Source organism: Phycicoccus jejuensis (assembly GCF_044797865.1).
Lineage (GTDB): Bacteria > Actinomycetota > Actinomycetes > Actinomycetales > Dermatophilaceae > Phycicoccus > Phycicoccus jejuensis.
On record NZ_CP085209.1, the window covers coordinates 2,655,646 to 2,678,431 of the forward strand.

Below are 22,786 nucleotides of genomic sequence, written 5' to 3' on the forward strand. Positions count from 1 at the left end.
CGTCAACGGGCCGCGTCCAGCAGCACCCGGAGCAGGTGCAGGCACTCCACCACGGTCCGCCGGCGCACGGCCTCCCGCGAGCCGCCGAGCCGCAGCACCCGGTGCTCGGTCCGGTCGGCGCTGCTCGCGCACACGTGGACGAGGCCGACCGGCTTCTCGGGCGTCCCTCCCCCCGGTCCGGCGACCCCCGTCACCCCCACCCCCCACGTGGTGCCCAGCCGCTCGCGCGCCCCCCGCGCCATCGCCTCGGCGACCTCCGGGCTCACCGCCCCGTGCTCCTCGAGCAGCCGTGGGGGGACGCCGACGAGCGCGGTCTTCGCCTCGTTCGCGTAGGTGACGAAGCCGCCGACGAGGTGGGCCGAGGACCCCGGCAGGTCGGCGACGCGGCCGGCGAGCAGCCCGGCGGTGCAGGACTCGGCGGTCGCGAGCGTGGCGCCGGTGCCGGCGAACAGGTCGAAGACGACCTCGTCGACGGTGCGCCCGTCGGTGCTGTAGACGGCGTCCGCGAAGGCCGCGACGAGAGTCGCCTCGAGCTGGTCGTACGCGCCCTGGGCGGCGGGTGCGAACCGGGTGACGACCTCGAGCTCGCCCGAGCGCAGACAGGTCGTGACCTCCAGGCCCTCCAGCCCGTGCTTCGCCTCGTGCGTGCGCAGGACCTCGGCGAGCTCGGCCTCCGGCGGTCCCCAGATGCGCACCGTCCGCTGGCGCAGCTCCTCGCGCCCGGCGAGCGCGGCGAGGACCAGCGTGTCCCGCACCGCGTCCTCCCACATCGGCCGCAGCTCCCCGGGCGGACCGGGCAGGACGAGCACCGCGGGGCCCTGGGCGGAGGGGACCACCAGCCCCGGCGCGGTGCCGACCGGCTCCAGGACGTGCGCCCCCTCGGGCACCATCGCCTGCTTGCGCACCCCGCGGGCCATCGTCTCCGGGGCGGTGGCCCAGCCGCGGGCGGCGGTCAGCGAGGCGACGCGGGCCGCGATGCGGGCCTCGAGGTCGGGGTCGAGGCGCAGGACCGCGCCCTGCACCTCGGCGACGACCTCGGCCGTCAGGTCGTCGGCCGTGGGGCCGAGACCGCCCGTCGTGATGACGAGGTCGTGGCCCCCCGCCAGGTGGCGCAGCGCCGCGGCGAGGTCCTCGCGACGGTCGCCGACGACGACCACCTGGCCCACGTCGACCCCGAGCAGCCGCAGCCGCTCGGCGAGCCACGGACCGTTGCGGTCGGTGACGCGGCCGGTGAGCACCTCGGTGCCCGTGACGACGATGCCCGCGCGTGCTGCCATGGAGCCGAGCCTAGGTGTTCGCCTGCGCGTCACGTGGTGTCTGACCGGGGGTCACCGCGGGCCGCTCGGATGTCCGGGTGCCCGGTCCGAGCCCGTCCCGCAGGAACGACGTCGAGGGGCTGCGGGCCCTCGCCGTGCTGCTCGTCGTCGCCTACCACGTGTGGTTCGGGCGCGTCAGCGGCGGCGTGGACGTCTTCCTCCTGGTGTCGGCCTTCTTCCTCACCGGTGGGCTCGTACGCCGGCTCGAGCGGGGTGAGCGGGTGAGCCCGCCCCGGGAGTGGGCGCGGATCTTCGCGCGCCTCGTCCCGACCGCCGCCGTCGTCGTCACGGCGACGGTCGGCGCCGCCCTGCTGCTCCTGCCCGCGCCGCGCTGGCGGTCGGTCCTCGTCGACGGCATCGGCTCGATGACGTACTCCGAGAACTGGGTCCTCGCCCACCGCGCCGTCGACTACTACGCAGCCGACAAGGGGTCAGCCAGCCCGCTGCAGCACATGTGGTCCCTCTCGGTGCAGGGGCAGCTGTTCCTCGTGTGGCCCCTCCTCGTCCTCGCCTGCGCGGCCGTCGCCCGCCGCACCCGGAGGATGGGCGTCCCCGCGGCCGTCGCCGCCGGCCTCGCGGTGGTCACCCTCGCCTCGTTCGCGTGGTCGGTGCACACGGCGGCGACCCGGCAGTCCTTCGCCTACTTCGACACCACCGCCCGCCTGTGGGAGCTCGGCCTCGGCGGGCTGCTCGCCCTGCTGGTCGGCCGCGTGCGCGTGGGGCCGCGCGTCGCGGCTCCCCTGGGCTGGGTCGGCGTGGCCGGGCTGGTGTCCTGCGGTGTCGTGCTCGACGTCCAGGGCTCGTTCCCCGGCTGGGCCGCGCTGTGGCCCCTCGTGAGCGCCGCCGCCGTGGTCCTCGCCGGTGGCGCGACGACGCGGTGGGGCACCGACCGCGTCCTGGCCCTCCCCCCGCTCGTCGGGCTGGGCGGCGTCTCGTACGCGCTCTACCTCGTGCACTGGCCGGTGCTCGTGCTGTGGCTCGCCACCACGGGACGGCCCCACGCCGTCGTCGCCGACGGCGCCGTCCTCGTCGCGGTCTCGCTGCTCCTCGCGTGGGGGCTGACCCGGGTCGTCGAGCGGCCGCTGCGCCGGCTCGACCTGGGCCGCGTCGCCCCGCGCCGCGCCGCCGTCCTCGCGCTCGGGACGGCCGGGCTCGTCGTCGCGGTCGCCGGCGCCGGCGTCCTCACCCTCGACGCCGCCGGGCGACGTGGGGCCGAGCTGTCGCGCGGCGCGGTCGTGGCCGGCTACCCCGGCGCCCGGGCCGTGCACTCCGGGGAGGTCGCGCCGGCCGTGGCGCTCGACCGCCGCCTCCCCGCCGTCACCGCGCTGCAGGACGAGTTCGCGACTCTCCCCGCGGTCTGCAGGGGCCCGTGGGCCGACCCCGCCCTGGGGACGTCGTGCACGCAGCTCGAGCCCGAGGGTGCCGCGTCCGCCACGGTCCTCGTCGTCGGCGACTCCCACGCCGAGCAGTGGCTCGCGGCGCTGGAGCCCCTGGCCCGGGCGCACCGGTGGCGGCTGGTGGCCGTGCTCAAGGGGGCGTGCTCGTTCGGCGAGGCGTCGACCCGCACGGGCGCGTGCGCACGCTTCAACGAGGAGGCCCTCGCCTACGCCACGAGCCGGCGTGTCGACCTCGTCGTCGTGGTGTCGACCGCCGCCCACCCGACCACCCCGGCGGAGCGCGTGGTGACCGGGCTGCCGGGCGCCGTGCGGGCGCTCACCTCCCGCGGCACCCCCGTGGTCGGCCTGCGCGACAACCCCCGCTTCCCCTCCGGCGTCGTCTCGTGCGCGCTCACCCGTGGCGACGAGGCGTGCACACGGCCCGTGGCGGAGAAGCTCGCCGCCACCGACCCCGCGGCCACGCTCGCCGGGCGCGGTGGCATCCCGGGGTTCACCGCCGTCGACCTCACCGACCTCGTCTGTCCCGGGGGCCGCTGCACCCCCTCGGTCGGCAACGTCTGGGTCTACCTCGACGACAACCACCTGACCCGCTCGTTCGCGGCCACGCTGGCACCGGCGCTCGAGGAACGGCTGGACGCCGCGGGGGTGCTGCCGGGGTCCGTCGCGGCGACGACCGCAGCGCGCCGTAGCGTGCCGAGCGCCCCCGAGTCCCGCAGGGCCGTCATGACGGCGTCGGCGAGCGGCGAGTTCCCGCTCTCGTCGGTGTGGTCGCCGTCGGCCTGGAGGTCGTCCGTGGGGTCGCGACCGCCGGTCGGTCCGAGGAGCACGCGGGCGACGTCGACGTAGAGCGAGCCGGTGGCGCCGACGACCGACGCGATGACGTCGTTGACCGCACCGGTGACGGCGCGGCCGTTCGTCAGGACGTCCGGGCCCCGCCCTCGGGCCACGTCACCGTCCAGCCCGACGTTCCAGTAGCCGAGCAGCGCGACCACGGCGTGCGGGGACGCGCCGTGGACGACGGCCACGACGTGCTGGAGCGCGCTGCGCAGCGCAGCGAGCTTCGGTGCCAGGCAGGCGGAGTCATCGCTCGTCGAGCAGGCCGTGCCCGAGCTCGGCTCCAGCGGGAGGTCGTTCGCGCCGATCATCACCATGACGACGGCCGCGGAACGCAGGTGGGAGAGCACGTCCGGCTGCCCGACCTGGGACACGAGGTCCGTGCTCGTGGCGCCGTTGACGGCGTCGTTCTCCAGCTGCACCGGTCGACCCACCTGCGTCCGGAGGCGGGCGGTGACCATCTCGGGGAAGCTCGCGCAGTCGCAGCCGTACCCCGTGCTCACCGAGTCGCCGAGGGCGACCACCTGGAGGGCGGCGGCGTCCAGCTCGTGGGGACGTCGGGCCGTGGGCGCGCGCACGGAGTGGAGGAACGCGGCGGAGCTGGGGTAGGAGAGCGTGTCCTGCCGCGAGGTCTCGACCCATCCCGCGAAGGAGTAGCCGACGGCCGCCCAGTCCTGATGGCCGGTGCGCACACGCAGGTGCGCGACGACCCAGCGGGGCAGCTCGTGGCTCAGCCACGTGTCCACCCGGGGGCCGCCCGCGGCGTCGACGCACTCGGTGTCGTCGTGCTCCGGCGCGTTGATCTGCGGGATGACGACGACCGCCGGGGCGATGCGGTGCGCGGCGGCCTGCTGGTCCTGCGCCGTGACGATCCCCTCCCGGACGTACGACAGCGGGACCGAGGGGAAACCGTGCAGGCCGACGACCACGGGGTAGGTGCGCGTCGCGTTCTGGTCGTACCCGGGGGGCAGCTCGACGAGCACCTGCACGTCGGTCCCCAGGCTCGCGGAGCGCACCGTCCAGACCTGCTGGCGCCGCCCGGGCTGCGGCAGCGCCGGGAGGTCACGGGGCGAGGTCAGCCCGGCCAGTCCCGGACCGGCGACGGCCGCGCTCCCGCCGGCCGAGCGGGCGCCGAGCACGGTGCTCGACGCCGCCCCCGGGGAGCCGAGGAGGTCACCCCACGACGTGTAGAAGAGGTACTCGTCGTTGAGGGCGATCCCGCTGACGAGCACCGCGAGCACCCCAAACTCCAGCGCGTCGAGGAGGTCCTCGTCGGGCGCCACCGCCGCGGGTGCCCACCGCTCGCGCTGCTCGACGGGGTCGGTCAGCCGCGTGCAGCCGGTGGCGCCGACCGTCCCGGCCGCCACGAGGTCCGAGCGCGCGGCGAGCCGGGGTCCTCGCGGTCCGCCCGCGCGAGCGGCGAGGCCGTGACCGGGAAGCCGCCGACGAACGTGGGGCTCGTCCGCTCGGTCGCGACCGGGCCGCCCTCGCCGGGGACGGCCGCCGACGCCACGAGGCGTCGGACGAGCGTGCGCATCGAGGCGTCGTCGCCAAAGGGCTCCAGGAGCTCGAGGACGGTCGGCCGGACGACGAAGACCGGGCCGGCGCCCCCGGCGAGCAGCCGCGCGAGGTGGCCCTGCGTCGTGGTGCCCGTAGGCACCTCGACCTCGAGGCAGCCGTCGTCGAGGAGCGTCCGCCGCAGCGCGGCCAGCACCGCACCGCGCTGCCGTGCGCGGGTCACCGCCGACCTCGTATCGTCGCCGGGCCCTGCCCGGAGCGTCTTGGCCTCCGGCGACCACTGCTCGACGCCGATGCTCGGCACCCCACGGCGCGTCGTGGTGAGCCGGCCGGCCACCCGCAGGAGGTCGCCCGCGTCGACGACGCCGGCCAGCTCGGCCACCCGCTCGCTCCCCTCGAGCAGCGCCTGCACGCCGACCTCCCCGTCGACGAGGTCGACGAACGCGACCCCGCCGTGGTCGCGCACCCGCCGGACGCGAGCGCACACCTCGACGGCGGCTCCGTCCTCCCAGCGCGCGAGCACCTCGCCCACGGTGTCCGCCGGACGGCCACGACCGGCCGGGTAGGGGTCCGTGCCGGCGTCGACGAGGGACTGCCGGTGGCGGAGCAGCTCCTGCTGCCGGTCGTCGAGGACCGGTGCGGCCGGGTCGCCGGCGGCGGGTGACGGTGCGGCGGTTGATCGTGAACCCGAGGTCGGCGAGCTCATCGGTGATGCGCTGAGCGGACCACTTGCGGCTCGCGTCGCCAGATCTCGATCTGCTCGATGACCCAGACTGGTGTGACATTCGGGCTCCGGTGGGGGCTCGATGGGCGGTCGCGCAGTCCGGCATCGCCGTGACGCCGCCACCGGTTGACCCACTTCGATGCGCACGCACGCGAGAACCCCATCTCGGCGGCCACGTGGGCGATGGGACGCGTCTTGCATCGCTCGACCAGCCGGCGGCGTCCCTCGAGGCTGAGTGGGGCGTTGGCGTGGCTCATGCGTCCATCGCGTAGGAACGCTCGATCAGGTCGGTCATCGCCTGCTGGAAGTCATGGCGCTTCTGGTCGCTCCAGTCTTCGGTCAGCCGAAGGAAGATGTCTTCCTGCCAGCGGTGCGCCTGGTCCAGCATTGACCGGCCCGCAGACGTGAGTGATGCTTCGCGTCGTCGGCCATCGGTCGCGGACGCTGCCATGACGAGATACCCGGCTGCCGTGGCACTCTTGATCAACCGTGACGCGCCGCTCTGGTCGATCCCGACCTCCTGTGCGATCGCGTTCACCGTTGCCGAGGTCGCGCGCTGACTCAGCGCATGGACAGCCTCGCAAACGAGCACGAGTCGCCCCTGCTCACCGCCCGCGTCCGCTGCGACAGACCGACGTGACCAGTGCCTGACGAAATGGAACAGGACCTGTCCCGGGCCGGGGTCTATCACTCCGTTGCCGCCATCTCGCGGCAGATGTAGGCCAGCTCGAGAGCGGCCTTCAGGTCCGGCAGCCTGAGCGCAGCCGTGACCTTCCCGCCCGAAGCGCGGAAGACCGTCGCCACCCGCATGGATTCCGTGCTCTCGGGCCAGGTCGCGTCCTCCTCGACCACCATCAGTCGCTCGCTGACAGGGTGCCAGGACCGAGGTATCAACGTGATCCCCGAGCGCTCCACCCACTCGGCGAACTGCGCAGGCGTGATCGGACCCGCGCCCTTCGGGCCAAGCACGACGACCGGATCGCCGACCGCCCGCGCAGATCGCTGCAGCTCGCCGGCATTGACACTGGTGTGCCACTCGTTGATCGCTTCTTCAAGGTTGCGCTCCATAGCCAGAACTCTATGCGATTCGCATACATCTACGCTTGAGCGGGTGCGACATCAACCTCCTGCCCCGCAACAACTAGGACACCGGCTACAGGCATGGCGATAGGTCAGGAACGGCGTCGCTCCCTACGCAGGAGGGAGCGCAGAGTCTCGGCGTTCGCGTAGCCGACCCGTAGCGCGATCTCGGCGGAGGTAAGGTCCGTGGTTGCTGAGAGGTGCCGAGCTCGTTCGATGCGAAGCCGTTGGACGAAGCCGAGCGGAGTGAGGTTGAGCGCCGCCCGGACTCGTCGTTCGAGGGTGCGCCGGCTGGTGCCGAGCGACTGCGCGACGAAGGCGACGTTGAACGGTTCGTCCAGGCGGGCGCGCACGAAGCGTTCGAACTCGACGACGATCGGGTCCTCGTGCCGGAGATGTTCGTAGGCGACGAAGGCCGCCTGCGACGGACGCTCGTCGATGATGAGGAGCTTGGCGACATGTTGGGCCAGGTCGGGGCTGATCGATCGCACGAGTGAGAGCGCGAGGTCGATGTGGGCGAACGCGGCGCCGGCGGTGACCAGGTTCCCGTCGACCACGACCATGGTGTCGAGATCGAGGGCGACGGTCGGATAGCGCTTCAGGAACTCCGGCCCCAGGAACCAGCTGGTCGTCGCCCGCCGATGATGCATCCGTCCGGTCTCGGCGACAGCGAACACGCCGGTGCACGCCGCGGCGATCCGGGTGGTCGCGTCGTCGAGGCGCCCGAGCGAGGCGATAACCGAACGAGCATCTCGGCTCTGGAGGGCGTCGTTGGTAGCGGCGGCCGTGAGGGTTCCAAGCGCAGGGACGACGACCACGTCGAACTCTGCGGACTCCGACAGCGGGTGGTCCACCGACAGGGTCATCGATGTCGTCGTGGTCACTCTCCGTTTCGGTCCGAGGATGGCGAGTTCGATCGGGTCGATCCGCGGGTCGACATCGCCGCGGGCTCCGTCGGCCACCCGCACGATGTCGATGACCGACGCGACAGCCGAACCGAAGCAGCCGTCGATCGCGATCAGTCCGATACGCATGGCGCGAACAATAGCAATACTGCCGTATACGCCACTTCTCACATGCCCTTGGTCGTCATACGCTGAACTCGCTTCACCAAGAAACCTCGACGCCTAGGAGAACCCCTCATGTCCACACCCGCATCACTGCCGTATGCCTTCGTCGCCAAGATCGTCGCGGCCGATGGACAGCACGACGCGCTCGCCGATCTGCTCGCCGGCGCTGTCGCGCTCGCCAACGAGGAAGTAGGAACGATTGTCTGGTTCGCGGTCAGGACCCACGCCGACACCTTCTGGATCTTCGATGCATTCCCCGACGAGGCCGCTCGCGACGCCCACGCCAACGGCGCCATCGTCGCAGCCCTGATGGCCAACCAGCACCTCCTCGGCGCAGCACCCGAGATCCTGGCGGCCGACGTCCTCGCGTCCAAGCTCCCGTAGTCCGCCAACGCACGAGACGTTCGCGCGGCGCTCGAGAGCAGCCGGACCATCGGGATGGCGGTCGGCATCCTCATGACCACTTTCCGCGCCGACCGGGAGACCGCCTTCGCGCTCCCGCGGTCCACGAGCATGACGCTCAGCGCCACGCTGCGCGACGTGGCCGGCGAGGTCGCGGACACCGGAGCGCTGCCCGTCCCGCGGCCGTCGCGCCGGCCCTGACACCGCCGCCGACGGGACGGCGGCGCTCAGCCGGACGTGGAGCCCGCCCCGCGCAGGAGCGGCGAGTCCTCCAAGGGGTCGGTCCACCCGGGTGGGGGTGGAGGGTCCCGCAGCAGCGGGCCCCCGTCGCGGTCCACGTCCGCGTCGTCCACCCGGGGCGGGTCGCCGGACTCCTGCGTGCCGTCGTCCTCACCGGTGCCCATCGTGCGCCTCCTGACGACCGGGGCTCACCGGCCGGAAGGGGTCCTACCCCGCCCCCGGCGGACCAACCCCGCCGGCGGTGCCGTCCTCGGGTGGAGTCATGAGGTGCTCACGGCCGCGGTCGACGACGACCACGCGGTCGCTCAAGCCGGCGGCCGTCGCGGCCTCGAGGAAGTCGTCGAGGGATGAGGTGAAGACGTCGTAGTCCTCGTGGTGCACGGGGACGACCTGTCGCGGGTCGACCATCCGCATCGCCTCGACACCCTGGTCGGCGTCCATCGTCACGAGCACCCCGAGGACGCGCGTGCCGCCGAGATGGAAGAGTGCGACGTCGATGTCGGGGTGCCGCAGCGGGACCTCCCGCAGGTCGTCGATCGCGAGGGTGTCACCGGTGACGTAGAGGCGGCGCCCACGACCGTCCGCCTCCCACTCGAGGACGCTGCCCATGACGTCGGGCAGGACGAGCCCGGCGCCGGGCGGGCCGTGCCGCCCGGGGGTCGAGGTGATCCGCACGCGGCTGTCGCCACGCGTGACGACGACCGCGTCCCAGGTGTCGAGCCCGAGCGCCGCGTGGAAGCCGAGCTCGTGCAGCGCCGAGGCCGACTCCGGGGTGGTGACGACCGGCAGGTCGTGGTCGAGCCGGGCCTGTGCCACCTGGTCGAAGTGGTCGCCGTGGAGGTGCGAGAGGAGGACCAGGTCGATCGGCGGCAGGTCGTCGATGTCCATCGCCGGGTCCAGGAGCCGTCGGGTGCTCAGCCCGTGCCCCAGGTCGACCGACTCGTGCCGGTGCACGAAGGTCGGGTCGGTGAGGACGGTCAGGCCCCCCACGTGGAGGAGCGTCGTGGCGTTGCCGACGACGACCAGCCCGTCGGGCCGCCCCTCCCCGGGATCCGTTCCCGGGAGGGGCAGCTCGAGGACCCTGCTCATGCGCGGGCACGCTCCCCGTCGGCCGGCGCACGGCGCGTCGTGGCGATCCCGAGGGCGACGAGCACGACCCCGAGGGCGAGGTGCAGCCAGTCGTCGGCGGTGTCGAGGGGCACGAAGTTCGCCTGCGAGGTCTCGCCGACCACGAGGCCGTAGAGCCAGAGGACGAGGTAGACGACGCCACCGACGACGAGGTAGGTGCGCGCGGCGCCCGCCGTCCGGGACACGAGCAGACCGGCGACGCCGAACAGCAGGTGGACGACGTTGTGCAGGACCGAGACCTGGAAGATCCCGAGGAGCATCGCGTGCGACTGGTGGCCCGCGACCTCCAACTGGTCGTAGTCGGTCGTGATGCCCGGCACGAAGCCGAGGACGCCGACGACGAGGAAGACGACGCCGAAGACCCGCGCGGCGCGGCGGGCGGGGTGCACGCCGGGTCGGTGGTCGTCGGCGCGCTCGGACGTGTGGGGTGATGTGGACATGAGTCCCTCCTTCGAGTAGGTGCTGGCTGGTCTCTACCCCTGCGTCTCAACCCCATTCGCAGACGACCGGGCCGTTGCGCGGGGCGGGGAGGCGCGTCGAACGGTGGACTGGGTGGTGCGTACGTCGCTGAGGACGGGGTATCAGCCCGGGAGCACGCCGGTGTGCACGACCTCCTCGGCGATGTCGCGCAGCTTGCGGTTGGTCGACGTGCTGCGCCGGCGCAGCATCTCGAAGGCCCGCTCGCTCGGGACCCGGTGGCGCGCCATGAGCACCCCGACGGCCATCCCGATGCTGCGGTTGGTGCGCAGCGCGACCTCGAGGTTCTCGGCCCGGGTCTCGGCCTCGTCGACGAGCCTGTTGCGCCGCCGGGCGAGCTCGTGGTGCGTGCGCAGCCGTGCGAGGAGCTCGACGGGGTCGAAGGGCTTCGCGACGTGGTCATCGGCGCCGGCGGCCAGCCCCTCCGCCGCCTCCCGTGCCCCGGAGCGCGCCGTGAGCAGGACGATCGGCACCGTGCTCCAGCGTCTTTCGGCCCGCAGCACGCGGACGAGGTCGAGCCCACTCGGGCCGGGGAGCATGACGTCGCAGAGCAGGAGGTCCGGGACGACCGGGACGGCGAGCGCGGCCGGGACGTCGGGGACGGCGACCACCCGCCACCCGTCCCCCTCGAGCATCCGCCGGAGGTAGCCGCTCACGTCGTCGTGGTCCTCGACGAGGACGAGGAGCGGGCGGTCGTCGGGCATTCCCTCGTCGACGGCGACCGGCTCGCGACGACCGGCGGTCACCGCCCCGTCGAGCAGCCCGGCGACGAGAGAGGAGTCGCTGACGACGGGTGCGGGCGTGCCGCCACCGCCAGGGTCGCCGACCGGCACCCGGACGCGGGCGAGCGTGCCTCCTCCCGCGCCCGGCTCCAGCGTCAGGGAGCCGCCGTGCGCCCGGACGAGGTCCCGCGCGTGGGCCAGCCCGATGCCCGTCCCCGTGTGGCCGCGGACCGGACGACCGGGGCCGCGGCTGAACCGCTCGAGCACGGCGTCGACCTCCTCGGGCGCGATGCCCCGGCCGGTGTCGGCGACCTCGAGGACGACGTCGTCGCCCTCCCGCCGCAGGGCCACGCGGATGCTGCCGTCCGCGGTGAAGCGGTAGGCGTTGGACAGCAGGTTGGCGACGACGGTGCTCCAGGAGTCGGGGTGGGCGAGGGCCACGACGTCCTCCACGTCGGTGTCGAGCACGAGGCCCGCCGCCTCGACGGCGCTGCGGAACATGGCCACCACGTCCCGGGTCAGCCCACCCAGGTCGACCGCCGCACGCTCGACCTCGAGCCGACCCGCCTCGGCCCGGGCGACGTCGAGCAGGGCCCCGACGAGGCGGTCGAGGCGGACCGCGGCCCGCTCCACGGCGTCGAGGTGCTGCTGCGCCTCGTCCGCCGCCAGGTCGAGACCGCGCAGCTCGCGCGCGGCCGCGAGCACGACGGTGAGCGGGGTGCGGAACTCGTGGCTGACGTTGGCGACGACGGCGCTCTTCGCGGCGTCGAGCTCGGCGTAGGCCGCCACCCGGGCCCGCTCGGCCGCCGCCCCGCGGACGTCGCCGAGGAGGGTGGAGATTTGATGCGCGAGGAGGGTCACGAAGCGCTCGTACTCCTCGTCGACGGAGCGGTACGGCGTGAGGCCGAGGGTCAGCACACCCTCGAGGGGACCCTCCGCCGTTCCGAGCGGGACGTGCACCAGACCGGTCGGGCGGTGGCCGGCCAGCGGAGGGGGCTCGACCACGAGGTCCCCCGGGCCGATCCCGACGTGCTGCGCCGAACGCGTCCGTCCCGACACGGCGAGCGCGTGCGCCCCGGCCTCCTCGACGCGGGCGGGGACGACCTCGCCCCCGTCCACGACACCGGTGCTCGCCGCCCGGACGAGGGCGCCGTCGCCGTCGGGCAGGTGCAGGGCCGCGAAGGGTACGGCCCGACGGTCGGCGGCGAGGAGCTCGACGACTCGCGTGGCCGCCTCCTGCGCCGAGCCGACCGCGAGGCTCGGCAGGGCCGCCAGCTCGCGGACGACGGCCGAGCGGTAGCCCTCGACGACGACGGGCGTCACCTCGGTCGTCGCGACGAAGACCCCGAGGACCTCCCCGTCGGCCGCCCGCACCGGGCTGAAGGAGTAGCGCCAGTACGTCTCCTCGACGAAGCCGTGGCGCTGGAGGAGCAGCAGGAGCGCCTCCTCGTGGTCCGGTACGCCCTTCTCGACGACCCGCCGCACGCGGGGTCCGAGCTCCGGCCAGGCCTCGGGCCAGCACTGCGCGGCCGGCTGGCCCATCGAGCGGGGGTGCTTGACGCCGCAGACCGGACGGTAGGCGTCGTTGTAGACCTGGACGAGGTCCTCGCCCCACCACAGGAGCATCGGGATGCTCGCGGGGAGGACCGTGCGGATCGCCGCGGCGAGCTCCGGTCGCCACGTCGAGGGATCGCCGAGCGAGGTCGCCGACCAGTCGGTCGAGCGGGCGAGGGCGGAGGTCTCGTCGCCGCCGGGGAACAGGGAGTCGAGCAGGGCCCGGGGGCTCTTGCGCGGGTCGCGCGCGCGGGCCCGGGGGGACGGGTCGGTCATCGAGGTCCTGGCGTGTCGCACGGAGCGCCGGTCAGCCGTTGGTTGGACCTCCGGCACTCCGTCGCTCACCCTAGACGAGCCCGCGGACACCCGTCGCCACGGTGACGCATGGCCCCGGAGCGCAGGGGTATCCGCGCCGCATGAGCGACACGACACCCGACCCGACCGCCACGGTCCCCGGAGCCCCGTCCTCGGAGCCGCCCACGCTGGAGGAGCCCACCGACCCCCGTCCCCCGCCGCCCCCGAAGCCGGAGCAGGGGACCCCCGACCCCCGCACCCCGACGGGGGTGTCCCTCGAGGCGGACCCCACGGACTTCGCCCAGCAGGGCGAGTACCTGACCACGTCGACCGGCACCCGGCTGCGCGACACCGACCACTCGCTCAAGGCCGGCGAGCGGGGGCCGACGTTGCTGCAGGACCACCACTTCCGCGAGAAGATGACGCACTTCGACCACGAGCGCATCCCCGAGCGGGTGGTGCACGCCCGGGGCACGGGCGCGCACGGCGTCTTCCTCGGCTACGGCACCGCGGGCGACCTCTCCCGCGCGGCGTTCCTCGGCAAGGACGTCCTCACCCCCGTCTTCGTCCGGTTCTCGACCGTCCTCGGCTCCCGCGGCTCGGCGGACACCGTCCGTGACACGCGGGGGTTCGCAACGAAGTTCTACACCTCGGAGGGGGTCTTCGACCTCGTCGGCAACAACATCCCGGTCTTCTTCATCCAGGACGGCATCAAGTTCCCGGACGTCATCCACGCGGGCAAGCCGCACCCCGACCGCGAGATCCCGCAGGCCCAGTCGGCGCACGACACCTTCTGGGACTTCGTGTCGCTGCACACCGAGGCGCAGCACCACACGATGTGGAACATGTCCGACCGCGGTATCCCCCGGTCCTACCGGACGATGGAGGGCTTCGGCGTCCACACCTTCCGGCTCGTCGCCGCGGACGGCTCGAGCTCGCTCGCGAAGTTCCACTGGAAGCCGCGGCTCGGGGTGCACTCCCTCGTCTGGGAGGAGGCGCAGATGCTCGCCGGGTTCGACCCCGACTTCCACCGGCGCGACCTCTACGACGCCATCGAGGCCGGGGCGTTCCCCCAGTGGGAGCTCGGCGTCCAGGTCTTCCCCGACACCCCGGACCAGACCTTCGAGGGCATCGACCTGCTCGACCCCACGAAGCTGGTCCCCGAGGAGCTCGCCCCGGTGCAGCCGATCGGTGAGCTGACGCTCAACGCGACGCCGACGAACTTCTTCGCCGAGACCGAGCAGGTCGCCTTCCACCTCGGGCACCTCGTGCCCGGCATCGACGTCACCGACGACCCGCTGCTCCAGGCGCGGCTCTTCTCCTACGTCGACACCCAGCTGACGCGCCTCGGCGGCCCGAACTTCAACCAGCTGCCGGTCAACCGGACGCACGCCCCGGTCAACGACATGCTGCGCGACGGCATGCACCAGAGCGCGGTCCACGGCGGGGTGGCGCCGTACAAGCCCAACAGCCTCGACGGCGGCTGCCCGTTCACGGTCGGCGCCGGCGAGCCGGCCCTGGAGGACTTCCCGGCGGCCGTCGCGGCCGAGGCGACCAAGGTCCGTCGCAACCCGGCGTCCTTCGAGGACCACTTCAGCCAGACCCGGCAGTTCTGGGTCAGCATGAGCCCGGTCGAGCAGGACCACATCGTCGCCGCGTACGCCTTCGAGCTCGGCAAGTGCTGGGACTCCACGATCCGGACCAGGCAGCTGCTCGCGCTCGCACAGGTGGACGACGGGCTGGCCGCGCGGGTCGCCACCCGACTGGGGATGCCGGCGCCGGCGAGCGTCGACGTCCCCGAGGTGGAGCCGAGCCCGGCGCTCTCGCAGATCGGCCGCGAGTGGCCGGTCGAGGGGCGCCAGGTGGGGGTCGTCGTGTCGGCCGACACCGACCCCGCGGACGTGGAGGCGTTGACCACGGCGCTGCGCGAGGCGCTCGTCACGGTCCTCCTCGTCGCGCCGGTGGGCGGCCCGGTCTGGCCGGACCGGCCGGAGCAGGCACATCGCACGCTGCACACCGCCCGCTCGGTCGAGCTCGACGCCGTCGTCCTCGCCGACGCCCCGCCGCCGCTCGGTGACGAGCCGGTCGTCGACGCGACCGTGCCCGACGTCGACCTCCGGGTCACCACCCTCGTCAGCGAGGCGCTGCGGCACGCGAAGCCGGTGGCCGTCCTCGAGCCCTCGATCGCGGAGCGGCTCGGCGTCGACACCTCGGCGCCGGGAGTGCTGACCGGCGACCTCGACGGCCTCGCGGGCGACCTCGTCCGGGCGCTGTCGACGCACCGGGTCTGGGAGCGCCAGGGCCGCACGAGCTGACAGGGCTGGTCCCGGGACGGCGACGGGCCCACGGCCGCCGAAGCGGTCATGGGCCCGTGCCGGCGGTGGCTCAGCCGCCCGAGGAGGTCTGCTCCTTCGCCTCCTGTGTCACGTCCTGCGCCGCGGACGAGCCCTCGTCCTTGACGCGAGAGACGCTGTCGGACGCGGTGTCCCGCACCGACCGCACGGCCTCCTGGGCGCTCTCCTGCAGGCCGCCGGCGGTCTCCCCGGCGACCGACTTCACCTCGTCCACGAGGGGCTGCGCCTTCTCGGCCGCGCTCGCCGCGAGGCGGCGCTCGGCCGCGCTCGGCGGCAGGAGAGAGCCGACGAGCCAGCCGGCGGCCAACGCGACCGCCCCGGCCGCGAGCGGGTTGCCGCGGGCGGTCTCGCGCACCTGACCGGGCACCTCGCGGACCGCGTCGGTCGCTCCGTGCGCGGTGTCGCCGCCGGCGCCCGCGACGTCGTGGGCCGTGCCCATGACGCGGTCGCGGAGCCCGGCGGCGCGGGAGCCCGCCCGCTGGGTCGTCCGGCGCGCGACGCTCGACGGGCGGACGCTGTCGGCGAGGACGTCGACGTCCTCCGTCAGCCGCCCGCGCGTGCGGTCGATCTCGCGGCGGATCTCGTCGGGGTCCTGCTGGGTCGGGGTCATGACTGTCCTCTCAGGGCGTCGGGGATCTCGGTGGTGGTGTCGACGGTGCGCGGGGCGACGGGGGTGGCCCGGCGCAGGCGGTTGCGGCCGAGGACGGCGGTGACGGCGGCGACGAGCGCCCAGACGAGGGCGACGACGAGCGCCGACCAGTCCCGGCCCATCCACTGGCCGAGCCCCCACCAGGCCGCGACCGACAGGAAGACGAGCACGAGGTGCCCGGCCACCGCGGTGACGGCGAGCATCGAGGCCCCCGCCTTCGCGTGGTCGGCGCTCTGGCGCAGCTCGGCCTTGGCGAGGTCGACCTCCTGCCGCACGAGCGTCGAGAGGTCGGAGGTGACCTCGCCGAGGATCTCGCCGACGGACCGCAGCGACGGCTCGGGCAGGTCGGGCCGGGTGCTCCGCTCGGTCATCGTCCGCTCCGGCCGAGGTCGCCCGGCCCCTCGAGGAGGCCGTCGTCGCCGATCGGCGTCGGGCGTCCGTCGGGGTCGATGGGCTGCGTCTGGCGGTGGACGCCCCGCAGCTCGTCGTCAGGGAGCGTGGCGCCTCCGGCGTCACCCGTGCCGTCGGACGACCCTGCGCGCGCACCGGACCCGCTGCCCGTCGCGCTCGAGCCGCCGGCTCCGTCCGTCGTGGCGGAGCCGCCGCCGGAGGTGTTCGAGGAACCGCTCGGCTCACCGGCGGCCATGCCGCGGCTCATCCGCCCCGCGAGCACGCCGAGCCCGGCGGCGACCGCGAGGAAGGTCCCCGGGCGGCGCTGCGCGAAACGGCGGGTCTCGTCGAGCAGGGCTCCGGGGTCGCGGTCCTCGAGCCATCCGGCCGCGGTCCCGGCCCGCCGGGCGACGTCGTCGACGAGGTCCCGGGCCGGGCCTCCGTCCTCGGCGTCGCGGGCCATGGCCCCGAGCTGGTCGGCGAGAGCTCGCAGCCCCTCGGCCGCGCGCTGCTGCTGGGTCCCGGCCTGGTCGGTGAGGTCGGAGCGGGCCTGGTCCCACAGCTGTCGGGCCTGGTCCTTGGTCTCGTGGGCGACGTTGCGCGCCTCGTCGGCCGCGGTGCCCGCGACGTCGGCGGTCGCCTGCTTCGCGTGCTCCCCCGTGGCCTGGACGCCCTCGGCGTCCGTCCGGTTCGTCTGGGTGGTCATCTGCGCCCGTCCTCTCCCGCCGTCGACCCTCGACGGCGTGGCCGGGGCGTACCCGGTGGTGGGAGCCGGAAACGTTCTGCCGGAACGGATGCGCACTCCACGTCCGACGATGTGCGCAGCCAGGAGGTCATCCGTCCTCGGCCGTCACCGGGCGCGGACGCAGCAGGACGAGGGCGACGAGGACCATCCCGAGCAGGAGGTGCAGCACGCCGCCGACGTCGTCGACCGGCACGACGTTGGCCGCGGAGGACGGCTCGACGACGAGGCCGTGCACCCACAGTCCGAGGAACACCGCACCGGCCGTCAGCAGGAACGCCCCGGCCGCACGCGCCGACCGGGCGGCCCACACCCCCGCCACCCCGAGCCCCAGGTGCACGAGGTTGTGCACCACCGAGACCTGGAGGATCCCGAGGAGGTGCGCCCCGGACGCGTGGCCGGCGGGGGCGAGCTCGCCGAGCCCGGAGGTGATGCCCGGCAGGAACCCGGCGACGCCGAGCGCAGCGAGCCCGAGGCCGACGAGGCCGGCAGCCCGCCGACGCGCGAGACCGACGGCGTCGACGGGGGCAGGCCGGTGTGGCGGGTGGTGCGTCGGCACGGCCGGTCCCGTCAGAAGACCGGCTTGCCGCCCGTCACACCGAGCACCGTCCCGGACACGTAGCTCGCCTCGTCCGAGGCGAGGAAGACGAAGGCCGCCGCCACCTCGACCGGCTGGCCGACCCGCCCGAGCGGCGTCTGCGTCCCGAAGCCCTCGACCTTGTCGGCGGGCATCGTCGCCGGGATGAGCGGGGTCCAGATCGGTCCGGGGGCGACCGCGTTGACGCGGACGCCCCGCGGGCCGAGCTCCTGGGCGAGGTTGACGACGAGGTTGGTCAGCGCCGCCTTCGTCGCCGCGTAGTCGAGGAGGTGCTCGGCCGGCTGGTAGGCCTGGACCGAGGTCGTGACGACCACCGACCCCTGCGACTCCTCGAGGTCGCGTGCCAGCTCGCGGACCAGCCAGAAGGTCGCGAAGACGTTCGTCGCGAAGGTCCGCTCGACCTGCTCGGGCGGGAAGTCCTCGAGACCGTCGTGCGTCATCTGGAAGGCCGCGTTGCTCACGAGCACGTCGAGCCCGCCGAGCTCGGCACGCACCCGGTCGACGACCTCGACGACCGCTCCGTGGGTGCGAAGGTCGGCCTCGACCGCGACCGCCCGACCGCCGGCCGCCTCGACGGCGGCGACCGTCTCGCGGGCGTCCTCGGCCTCCTCCGGCAGGTGGGTGACGACGAGCGTCGCACCCTCGTGGGCGAACGTGACGGCGACCGCCCGACCGATGCCGGAGTCGCCACCGGTCACGAGGACCCGCTTGCCGACGAGGCGGTCACGGCCCACCCACGACGTCTCACCGTGGTCCGGCTGCGGGTCGAGCGCGGCGGTCGTGCCGGGCCACTGCTGCTCCTGGGCGGGGATCTCGGTCATCGGGGTGCTCCTCGGTCTCGGGGCACCGCCGGGTCCGGCGGCACCTCCAGCCCGTACCCGCCGCCGGCGGCGTCACACCCGGGCCGGACGCGCCCGCCCCGCCGCGGGCGGTCCGGGCCCGGGTGGCCTCAGACGAGGATCTCGAGCGGCTCACGCGTCACGAGCTGCTCCCAGGGTCGGGCCCCGGCCGAGGCCGCGACCACCTCCCGCAGACGGACCCGGACCGACGACGGCAGCGACGCCGGCCTGGGGAGGAGCGTTGCCGCGCAGCGGCACTCGCGCATCGAGTCGGCCCAGTAGAGCGAGGGGGTGGCGCGCGGGACCAGGGGCACCTCGGCACGGAGCATCCCCACGAGGCGGCCGCACCGGCGGCACGAGGCGGCCGCACCGGCGGCACGAGGCGGCCCCCACGTCACTGAGCCGGGCGGCGGCGCTCATCCCTGCCTCGCCGTCGTCGCGATGCCGTCGAGGACGAAGCGTTGCGTGAACGCGAAGACGACGATCATCGGGACCGTCGCGATGAGGGTTGCGGCCATGGCGATCTCCCAGTGGTACTCGCCCGAGAGGGCGACGGTGTCGACGATCTGCTTCAGTCCCCGGGGCATCGTGAAGTACTCCGGGGTCTGGAGGTAGATCAGGGGTTTCATGAGGTCCGACCAGCTGGCCTGGAGCTCGAAGACGAACACGATGACGAGCGCCGGCCGGGCGAGCGGCAGCGCGATGCGGCGGAACATCGTCAGGTGGCTGGCGCCGTCGACGCGGGCGGCCTCGAACAGCTCCCGCGGGATGCCGAGGAAGAACTGCCGCAGCAGGAAGATGTAGAACGCCGACCCGAAGAGGTTCTGGGCCCACAGCGGCACCTGCGTATTGACGAGACCGGCCTGGTTCCAGATGAGGTAGGTCGGGATCATCGTCACGGCACCGGGCAGCATCATCGTCGCGAGGACGAGGCCGAACAGCGGCCCGCGCCAACGGAACCGGAAGTAGGCGAACCCGAAGGCGACGAATGCGCTCGAGAGCGTGACGGCCGTCGCGGCCATCAGCCCGACCGTCGCCGAGTTGAACACCCAGCGCAGCACCGGGCCGGCCTGCCAGACCTCGACGAAGTTCGACCACTGGACCGTCTCCGGCAGCAGCGAGTTGTCGAACACCTGCGACTTGGGCTTGAGCGACGCGGAGACCAGCCACGCGAGCGGGTAGACGAACAGGGCCGTCGCGCCGAGCAGCACGACGAGGTAGGCGGCCTGCCCCAGCCGGCGGCGCACCGTCGTCGGACCGGCAGCGGGCCTGCGCCGCAGCGGGACCGGTTCGGGGACGGGCCCTGCCGGGGTCGGCTCCGTGCCGGCGACCGGCAGCCGGGCGAGGTCAGGACGGGCGTCCGAGGTGGGCGTGGTCACGAGCGGCTCCCCTCGTAGTGCACGAAGCGGTTGCCGATGCGCACCTGGACGACCGTGACGACGAGGATGATGACGAACAGAAGCCACGCGAGGGCCGACGCGTAGCCCATCCGGAAGTACTGGAACGCGTTCTGGAACAGGTAGACCATGTAGACGAGCGAGGAGTCGGACGCGCTGGCCTTCTGCTGCGGGCCGTAGAACATCGTGTACGCCTGGTCGAACATCTGCAGCGCCGCGATGGTGTGCGTGACGACCCCGAAGAAGATGGCCCCCGAGATCATCGGCACGGTGACGTGCCAGAAGCGCCGAACCGGGCCGGCACCGTCGAGCATCGCCGCCTCGTGGAGAGCGACCGGCACGTTCTTGAGCGCCGCGAGGTAGATGACGACGCTGCCGCCGACCGCCCACAGGCTGACGACGGCGAGCGAGGGCTTCATCCACGTCGGGTCCGTCGTCCAGCTCGGGCCCTGCACCCCGAACCAGCCGAGGACCTCGTTGAGCAGTCCGCGCTGGCCGTTGAGGAGGAGCAGCAACATCGCCCCCGCGGCCACGGCCGGCGTCATGACCGGCAGGTAGAACGCGGTGCGGAAGAAGCCCGCCGCGCGGCCGACCCGGTGGAGAAGCAGCGCGAGCCCGAGCGCCACGACCGTCGCGGCAGGAACGTAGAGCAGCGCGTAGACGACCGTGTTGGTCAGGGCGGTCCGCACCCGCGGGTCCTCGGCCAGCTCGCGGTAGTTCGCCAGCCCCACCCCGTGGGCGGTGTCGACGATCGAGTAGTCGGTGAACGAGAGCACGAGGCTTGCGACCATCGGCCCGGCGGTGAAGAGCAGGAACCCGACGACCCACGGCGAGATGAACCCGAAGGCGGCCCGGGTCTCCTGCCGCTGCAGCCGCCCGCTCACCGCGCGGCCTTCTCGTACGCGGACTCGGCCTCCCCCTGCGCCTGCTGGAGGGCCTGCGCGGCCGGTGTGCCCTCGAGCGCGCGAGAGACCGCGCTCTGCCAGGCGGCGTCGATCTCGGCGCCGGCCGGCGAGGGGTTGACCGCGGTGGCCTTGTCGAGGACCGAGTAGTAGTTGTCGATGGCGTGCGCGAAGCCGGGGTCGGGTGCCGGCGTGAGGTACTGCTCGCGGATCTGCTCGTCGGCCTCGGTGTTGGCCGTGAACAGCCCGGTGAAGAACGACTTGTCCTTCTCCACGGTCTGCATGCGGGCCTCGGCGGCCTTCATCCAGGTGTCCGTCGAGGTCATCGTCTTGGCCCACTGGCACGCCGCGACCGGGTTCTTCGCGCCCTTCGGGATCACCCACGCCGAACCGCCGAGCATGCTGACCGGCTGCCCCTGGCGGTCCGTGATGATCTCGGACTCCAGCTCCAGGCCCCTCGGGATGGAGTCGCGCAGCACGTTGACGTACCAGTTCTCCATCGGGAAGGCGGTGATGGTGCCCAGCGTCAGCGGGTTGTCGGCACCGAAGATGTCGAAGCTGTCGCGGAAGGACTTGAACTTCGTCCAACCGCCCTGGGCCTGGACCAGCCCGACGGTGTACTCGAGCGCAACAAAGGAAAAACGCTTCTCCCCGGAGAAGTGCTCCTCCGCCGGCTCCCGCGCTGCGCGCAGGCGGTGACGACCCTCAGGCGGCGACCACGTCCAGGCTCCCCCGCAGCTGACGCAGGATGCGCGACAGGATGCGCGACACCTGCATCTGGCTGACCCCGAGCATCGACCCGATCTCGGACTGCGTCAGCTCTTCCACGAAGCGCAGCCGCACCACCCGGCGGTCCCGCTCCCCGAGCGAGTCCAGAGCCAGCCGCAGGTCGGTGTGCAGCTCGAAACGGTGGTAGAAGTCCCCGACGTCGGCCAGCCGGTCGCCCTCCGTCCCGCCGGCCAGCACCGGGGCATCGAGCGATGCTGGGCGAAAACCGCTGCCGCACAGCCGTGCCGACTCGACATCGGCAGGCTCGCACTCCATCAGGTCCGCGACCTCGGCGACGGTCGCCTCGCGTCCGAGCCGGTGGCGCAGGCTCTCCTCGGCCACGACGACCTCGGCCCTCAGCTCCTGCACGCGACGGGGCGGCCGCACGACCCAGCCGCAGTCCCGGAAGTGGCGCTTGAGCTCGCCGGCGATCGTCGGGACGGCGAACGCGACGAAACCCGCCCCGGAGTCGGGGTGGTAGCGGTCCACGGCCGCGACCAGGGCCGTCCGGGCGACCTGCTCGAGGTCGTCCCGCTCGATGCCCCGCCCGGAGTAGCGATGAGCCAGACCGTCGGCCAAGGACAGCATCTCCTCGACGACCTGGGCGCGCAGCCGTCGCTGCTCAGCAGGATCCGTCGTGACGGAGACGCGGTCGAGGAGGCCTTCGACGACCTGGTCGCGCTCGCCGGTGACAGTGGAACGAAGGGTCTTGGACATGGCTGTCCTCCATCAGGGAGAAGGAGGGCACTCTGTCTGACCCGTTACCCGGCCGGGTCTGGACCGATACCTCGACGGTGCCACGGATGGGTCCCGCACGGGGGTTTGGTGACGCGAAGTTCTCGCGCGGTCGTGACCGACCGCTCAGGACGGATGCCGGGCTCGCTCGCGGACCACCGCCCGGGCGTCGCGCAGCGTGCGGCCGAACCCTGTGCCGGGGGGCACCTCCTCGTCGACCACGGCGAGGTCGTCACACCCGAGCAGCAGCTGCGCCGCCCGGTCGAGGTCCCCCGCCTCGTGCGTCGTCACGAAGCGTGGCAGGACCTCCCGCTCCGACCTCGTCTCGTGGTGCACCATCCCCGCCGCGAGGAGCCCGAGCTGCACCACGAAGGACGGGCAGTCCGTGCCCAGGTCGTTGAGGCGCTCCGCCCCCTCGACGATCTCGTGGTCCTCGGCGGCGTCCCCGGCCCCGGCCACCCCGTCGGCCGCGAGGGCGACGCGCTCCGCGGCCAGGTGGACCACGAGGTGGCGCAGAAGCCGGTGGAGCGCCGCGTCCCGGGCCCCCGGTGCTGCGCGCGCCACGTCAGCGACCATCTCGCGCAGCCGCCGGTGCTGGGTGACGACCACGCCGACGAGCGCCGTGTGCGACATGCCTGTTCCTTCCGGGGGTGACG

Annotated in this window: 25 protein-coding genes and 1 pseudogene; 4 read left to right on the forward strand and 22 right to left on the reverse strand. The window is 73.5% G+C overall.

Going from position 1 to position 22,786, the window contains the following annotated elements; translation table 11 throughout:
• Positions 1-2: 2 nt before the first annotated feature.
• On the reverse strand, positions 3-1,277 hold the full coding sequence (locus tag LG324_RS12625) for a competence/damage-inducible protein A (RefSeq protein ID WP_404348351.1): 1,275 nt from the start codon (positions 1,275-1,277) through the stop codon (positions 3-5).
• Positions 1,278-1,354: 77 nt separating this feature from the next.
• On the opposite strand from LG324_RS12625, the gene LG324_RS12630 reads away from it, so the two are divergent.
• Positions 1,355-3,559, forward strand: a complete 2,205-nt coding sequence (locus LG324_RS12630; protein WP_404348353.1) for an acyltransferase family protein — start codon at positions 1,355-1,357, stop codon at positions 3,557-3,559.
• A gap of 212 nt (positions 3,560-3,771) precedes the next feature.
• Here LG324_RS12630 and LG324_RS12635 read toward each other — a convergent pair.
• The 6 genes and pseudogenes from LG324_RS12635 to LG324_RS12660 form a co-directional block, all read right to left on the reverse strand.
• A pseudogene (locus LG324_RS12635) lies at positions 3,772-4,914 on the reverse strand (alpha/beta hydrolase-fold protein); the annotation flags it as partial.
• A complete protein-coding gene (locus tag LG324_RS12640; protein ID WP_404348355.1) occupies positions 4,872-5,771 on the reverse strand; it encodes an OB-fold nucleic acid binding domain-containing protein in 900 nt (299 codons plus the stop codon). The pseudogene LG324_RS12635 and the gene LG324_RS12640, both read right to left, overlap by 43 nt.
• Positions 5,768-6,046, reverse strand: coding sequence for a helix-turn-helix domain-containing protein (locus LG324_RS12645; protein WP_404348357.1), 279 nt, complete (start codon positions 6,044-6,046; stop codon positions 5,768-5,770). Before LG324_RS12645 ends, LG324_RS12640 begins: the two co-directional genes overlap by 4 nt.
• Positions 6,043-6,381, reverse strand: a complete 339-nt coding sequence (locus tag LG324_RS12650; protein WP_404348358.1) for a MarR family winged helix-turn-helix transcriptional regulator — start codon at positions 6,379-6,381, stop codon at positions 6,043-6,045. The genes LG324_RS12645 and LG324_RS12650 overlap by 4 nt, the downstream gene beginning before the upstream one ends.
• 95 nt (positions 6,382-6,476) lie before the next feature.
• The gene (locus tag LG324_RS12655) at positions 6,477-6,857 is read right to left on the reverse strand and encodes a hypothetical protein (protein WP_404348360.1); all 381 of its coding nucleotides are present in this window, start codon (positions 6,855-6,857) and stop codon (positions 6,477-6,479) included.
• Between the two features lie 104 nt (positions 6,858-6,961).
• Entirely contained in the window at positions 6,962-7,903 is a 942-nt protein-coding gene (locus tag LG324_RS12660) for a GlxA family transcriptional regulator (protein ID WP_179658457.1), read from the reverse strand.
• 108 nt (positions 7,904-8,011) lie between these two features.
• Here LG324_RS12660 and LG324_RS12665 point away from each other — a divergent pair, with 108 nt between their 5' ends.
• Positions 8,012-8,323 (forward strand): putative quinol monooxygenase, encoded by a 312-nt coding sequence (locus LG324_RS12665; protein ID WP_003941073.1) that lies wholly within the window; start codon positions 8,012-8,014, stop codon positions 8,321-8,323.
• A gap of 54 nt (positions 8,324-8,377) precedes the next feature.
• Entirely contained in the window at positions 8,378-8,542 is a 165-nt protein-coding gene (locus LG324_RS12670) for an ANTAR domain-containing protein (RefSeq protein ID WP_404348363.1), read from the forward strand.
• A 26-nt stretch (positions 8,543-8,568) separates the two neighbouring features.
• On the opposite strand, the gene LG324_RS12675 is transcribed toward LG324_RS12670, so the two are convergent.
• The 4 genes from LG324_RS12675 to LG324_RS12690 all read right to left on the reverse strand — a co-directional run bounded on the left by LG324_RS12675 (position 8,569) and on the right by LG324_RS12690 (position 12,738).
• On the reverse strand, positions 8,569-8,745 hold the full coding sequence (locus tag LG324_RS12675; protein ID WP_404348365.1) for a hypothetical protein: 177 nt from the start codon (positions 8,743-8,745) through the stop codon (positions 8,569-8,571).
• Between the two features lie 43 nt (positions 8,746-8,788).
• Complete coding sequence (locus LG324_RS12680) at positions 8,789-9,670, reverse strand: MBL fold metallo-hydrolase (RefSeq protein WP_084696855.1); 882 nt, start codon at positions 9,668-9,670, stop codon at positions 8,789-8,791.
• Entirely contained in the window at positions 9,667-10,149 is a 483-nt protein-coding gene (locus LG324_RS12685; RefSeq protein ID WP_404348367.1) for a DUF4383 domain-containing protein, read from the reverse strand. Before LG324_RS12685 ends, LG324_RS12680 begins: the two co-directional genes overlap by 4 nt.
• Positions 10,150-10,290: 141 nt before the next feature.
• Complete coding sequence (locus tag LG324_RS12690; protein WP_404348369.1) at positions 10,291-12,738, reverse strand: ATP-binding protein; 2,448 nt, start codon at positions 12,736-12,738, stop codon at positions 10,291-10,293.
• Between the two features lie 140 nt (positions 12,739-12,878).
• Between LG324_RS12690 and LG324_RS12695 the strand changes: the two genes are divergently transcribed.
• On the forward strand, positions 12,879-15,071 hold the full coding sequence (locus LG324_RS12695; protein WP_404348372.1) for a catalase: 2,193 nt from the start codon (positions 12,879-12,881) through the stop codon (positions 15,069-15,071).
• Between the two features lie 70 nt (positions 15,072-15,141).
• Here the strand turns inward: LG324_RS12695 and LG324_RS12700 are convergent, their stop codons facing one another.
• The 11 genes from LG324_RS12700 to LG324_RS12750 all read right to left on the reverse strand — a co-directional run bounded on the left by LG324_RS12700 (position 15,142) and on the right by LG324_RS12750 (position 22,763).
• Positions 15,142-15,720, reverse strand: coding sequence for a DUF3618 domain-containing protein (locus tag LG324_RS12700; RefSeq protein WP_404348374.1), 579 nt, complete (start codon positions 15,718-15,720; stop codon positions 15,142-15,144).
• Positions 15,717-16,130 (reverse strand): phage holin family protein, encoded by a 414-nt coding sequence (locus tag LG324_RS12705; RefSeq protein WP_051750625.1) that lies wholly within the window; start codon positions 16,128-16,130, stop codon positions 15,717-15,719. The genes LG324_RS12700 and LG324_RS12705 overlap by 4 nt, the downstream gene beginning before the upstream one ends.
• Positions 16,127-16,855, reverse strand: coding sequence for a hypothetical protein (locus LG324_RS12710; protein WP_404348377.1), 729 nt, complete (start codon positions 16,853-16,855; stop codon positions 16,127-16,129). Before LG324_RS12710 ends, LG324_RS12705 begins: the two co-directional genes overlap by 4 nt.
• A 127-nt stretch (positions 16,856-16,982) precedes the next feature.
• The gene (locus LG324_RS12715) at positions 16,983-17,450 is read right to left on the reverse strand and encodes a DUF4383 domain-containing protein (protein ID WP_051750623.1); all 468 of its coding nucleotides are present in this window, start codon (positions 17,448-17,450) and stop codon (positions 16,983-16,985) included.
• An 11-nt stretch (positions 17,451-17,461) separates the two neighbouring features.
• The gene (locus tag LG324_RS12720; protein WP_404348379.1) at positions 17,462-18,310 is read right to left on the reverse strand and encodes an SDR family oxidoreductase; all 849 of its coding nucleotides are present in this window, start codon (positions 18,308-18,310) and stop codon (positions 17,462-17,464) included.
• A 128-nt stretch (positions 18,311-18,438) separates the two neighbouring features.
• A complete protein-coding gene (locus LG324_RS12725; RefSeq protein ID WP_404348382.1) occupies positions 18,439-18,657 on the reverse strand; it encodes a hypothetical protein in 219 nt (72 codons plus the stop codon).
• A gap of 87 nt (positions 18,658-18,744) precedes the next feature.
• Entirely contained in the window at positions 18,745-19,707 is a 963-nt protein-coding gene (locus LG324_RS12730) for a carbohydrate ABC transporter permease (RefSeq protein WP_404348384.1), read from the reverse strand.
• A complete protein-coding gene (locus LG324_RS12735; RefSeq protein ID WP_404348387.1) occupies positions 19,704-20,609 on the reverse strand; it encodes a carbohydrate ABC transporter permease in 906 nt (301 codons plus the stop codon). Before LG324_RS12735 ends, LG324_RS12730 begins: the two co-directional genes overlap by 4 nt.
• The gene (locus tag LG324_RS12740; RefSeq protein WP_404348390.1) at positions 20,606-21,127 is read right to left on the reverse strand and encodes a hypothetical protein; all 522 of its coding nucleotides are present in this window, start codon (positions 21,125-21,127) and stop codon (positions 20,606-20,608) included. The genes LG324_RS12735 and LG324_RS12740 overlap by 4 nt, the downstream gene beginning before the upstream one ends.
• A gap of 205 nt (positions 21,128-21,332) precedes the next feature.
• Positions 21,333-22,112 carry a sigma-70 family RNA polymerase sigma factor gene (locus tag LG324_RS12745; protein WP_404348392.1) on the reverse strand — a complete coding sequence of 260 codons (780 nt, stop codon included), beginning with the start codon at positions 22,110-22,112 and terminating at the stop codon, positions 21,333-21,335.
• 144 nt (positions 22,113-22,256) lie between these two features.
• Complete coding sequence (locus tag LG324_RS12750) at positions 22,257-22,763, reverse strand: hypothetical protein (protein ID WP_404348394.1); 507 nt, start codon at positions 22,761-22,763, stop codon at positions 22,257-22,259.
• Positions 22,764-22,786 lie beyond the last annotated feature (23 nt).

What these genes read in the sequence shown, in the direction of transcription:
- LG324_RS12670 (WP_404348363.1), top strand. Translation starts at nt 8,378, where the DNA reads ATGGCGGTCGGCATCCTCATGACCACTTTCCGCGCCGACCGGGAGACC.
- LG324_RS12675 (WP_404348365.1), bottom strand. Translation starts at nt 8,745, where the DNA reads ATGGGCACCGGTGAGGACGACGGCACGCAGGAGTCCGGCGACCCGCCC.
- LG324_RS12705 (WP_051750625.1), bottom strand. Translation starts at nt 16,130, where the DNA reads ATGACCGAGCGGAGCACCCGGCCCGACCTGCCCGAGCCGTCGCTGCGG.
- LG324_RS12625 (WP_404348351.1), bottom strand. Translation starts at nt 1,277, where the DNA reads ATGGCAGCACGCGCGGGCATCGTCGTCACGGGCACCGAGGTGCTCACC.
- LG324_RS12645 (WP_404348357.1), bottom strand. Translation starts at nt 6,046, where the DNA reads ATGAGCCACGCCAACGCCCCACTCAGCCTCGAGGGACGCCGCCGGCTG.
- LG324_RS12665 (WP_003941073.1), top strand. Translation starts at nt 8,012, where the DNA reads ATGTCCACACCCGCATCACTGCCGTATGCCTTCGTCGCCAAGATCGTC.
- LG324_RS12690 (WP_404348369.1), bottom strand. Translation starts at nt 12,738, where the DNA reads ATGACCGACCCGTCCCCCCGGGCCCGCGCGCGCGACCCGCGCAAGAGC.
- LG324_RS12680 (WP_084696855.1), bottom strand. Translation starts at nt 9,670, where the DNA reads ATGAGCAGGGTCCTCGAGCTGCCCCTCCCGGGAACGGATCCCGGGGAG.
- LG324_RS12750 (WP_404348394.1), bottom strand. Translation starts at nt 22,763, where the DNA reads ATGTCGCACACGGCGCTCGTCGGCGTGGTCGTCACCCAGCACCGGCGG.
- LG324_RS12660 (WP_179658457.1), bottom strand. Translation starts at nt 7,903, where the DNA reads ATGCGTATCGGACTGATCGCGATCGACGGCTGCTTCGGTTCGGCTGTC.
- LG324_RS12700 (WP_404348374.1), bottom strand. Translation starts at nt 15,720, where the DNA reads ATGACCCCGACCCAGCAGGACCCCGACGAGATCCGCCGCGAGATCGAC.
- LG324_RS12685 (WP_404348367.1), bottom strand. Translation starts at nt 10,149, where the DNA reads ATGTCCACATCACCCCACACGTCCGAGCGCGCCGACGACCACCGACCC.
- LG324_RS12745 (WP_404348392.1), bottom strand. Translation starts at nt 22,112, where the DNA reads ATGTCCAAGACCCTTCGTTCCACTGTCACCGGCGAGCGCGACCAGGTC.
- LG324_RS12720 (WP_404348379.1), bottom strand. Translation starts at nt 18,310, where the DNA reads ATGACCGAGATCCCCGCCCAGGAGCAGCAGTGGCCCGGCACGACCGCC.
- LG324_RS12695 (WP_404348372.1), top strand. Translation starts at nt 12,879, where the DNA reads ATGAGCGACACGACACCCGACCCGACCGCCACGGTCCCCGGAGCCCCG.
- LG324_RS12640 (WP_404348355.1), bottom strand. Translation starts at nt 5,771, where the DNA reads ATGAGCTCGCCGACCTCGGGTTCACGATCAACCGCCGCACCGTCACCC.
- LG324_RS12655 (WP_404348360.1), bottom strand. Translation starts at nt 6,857, where the DNA reads ATGGAGCGCAACCTTGAAGAAGCGATCAACGAGTGGCACACCAGTGTC.
- LG324_RS12740 (WP_404348390.1), bottom strand. Translation starts at nt 21,127, where the DNA reads ATGGAGAACTGGTACGTCAACGTGCTGCGCGACTCCATCCCGAGGGGC.
- LG324_RS12725 (WP_404348382.1), bottom strand. Translation starts at nt 18,657, where the DNA reads ATGCTCCGTGCCGAGGTGCCCCTGGTCCCGCGCGCCACCCCCTCGCTC.
- LG324_RS12710 (WP_404348377.1), bottom strand. Translation starts at nt 16,855, where the DNA reads ATGACCACCCAGACGAACCGGACGGACGCCGAGGGCGTCCAGGCCACG.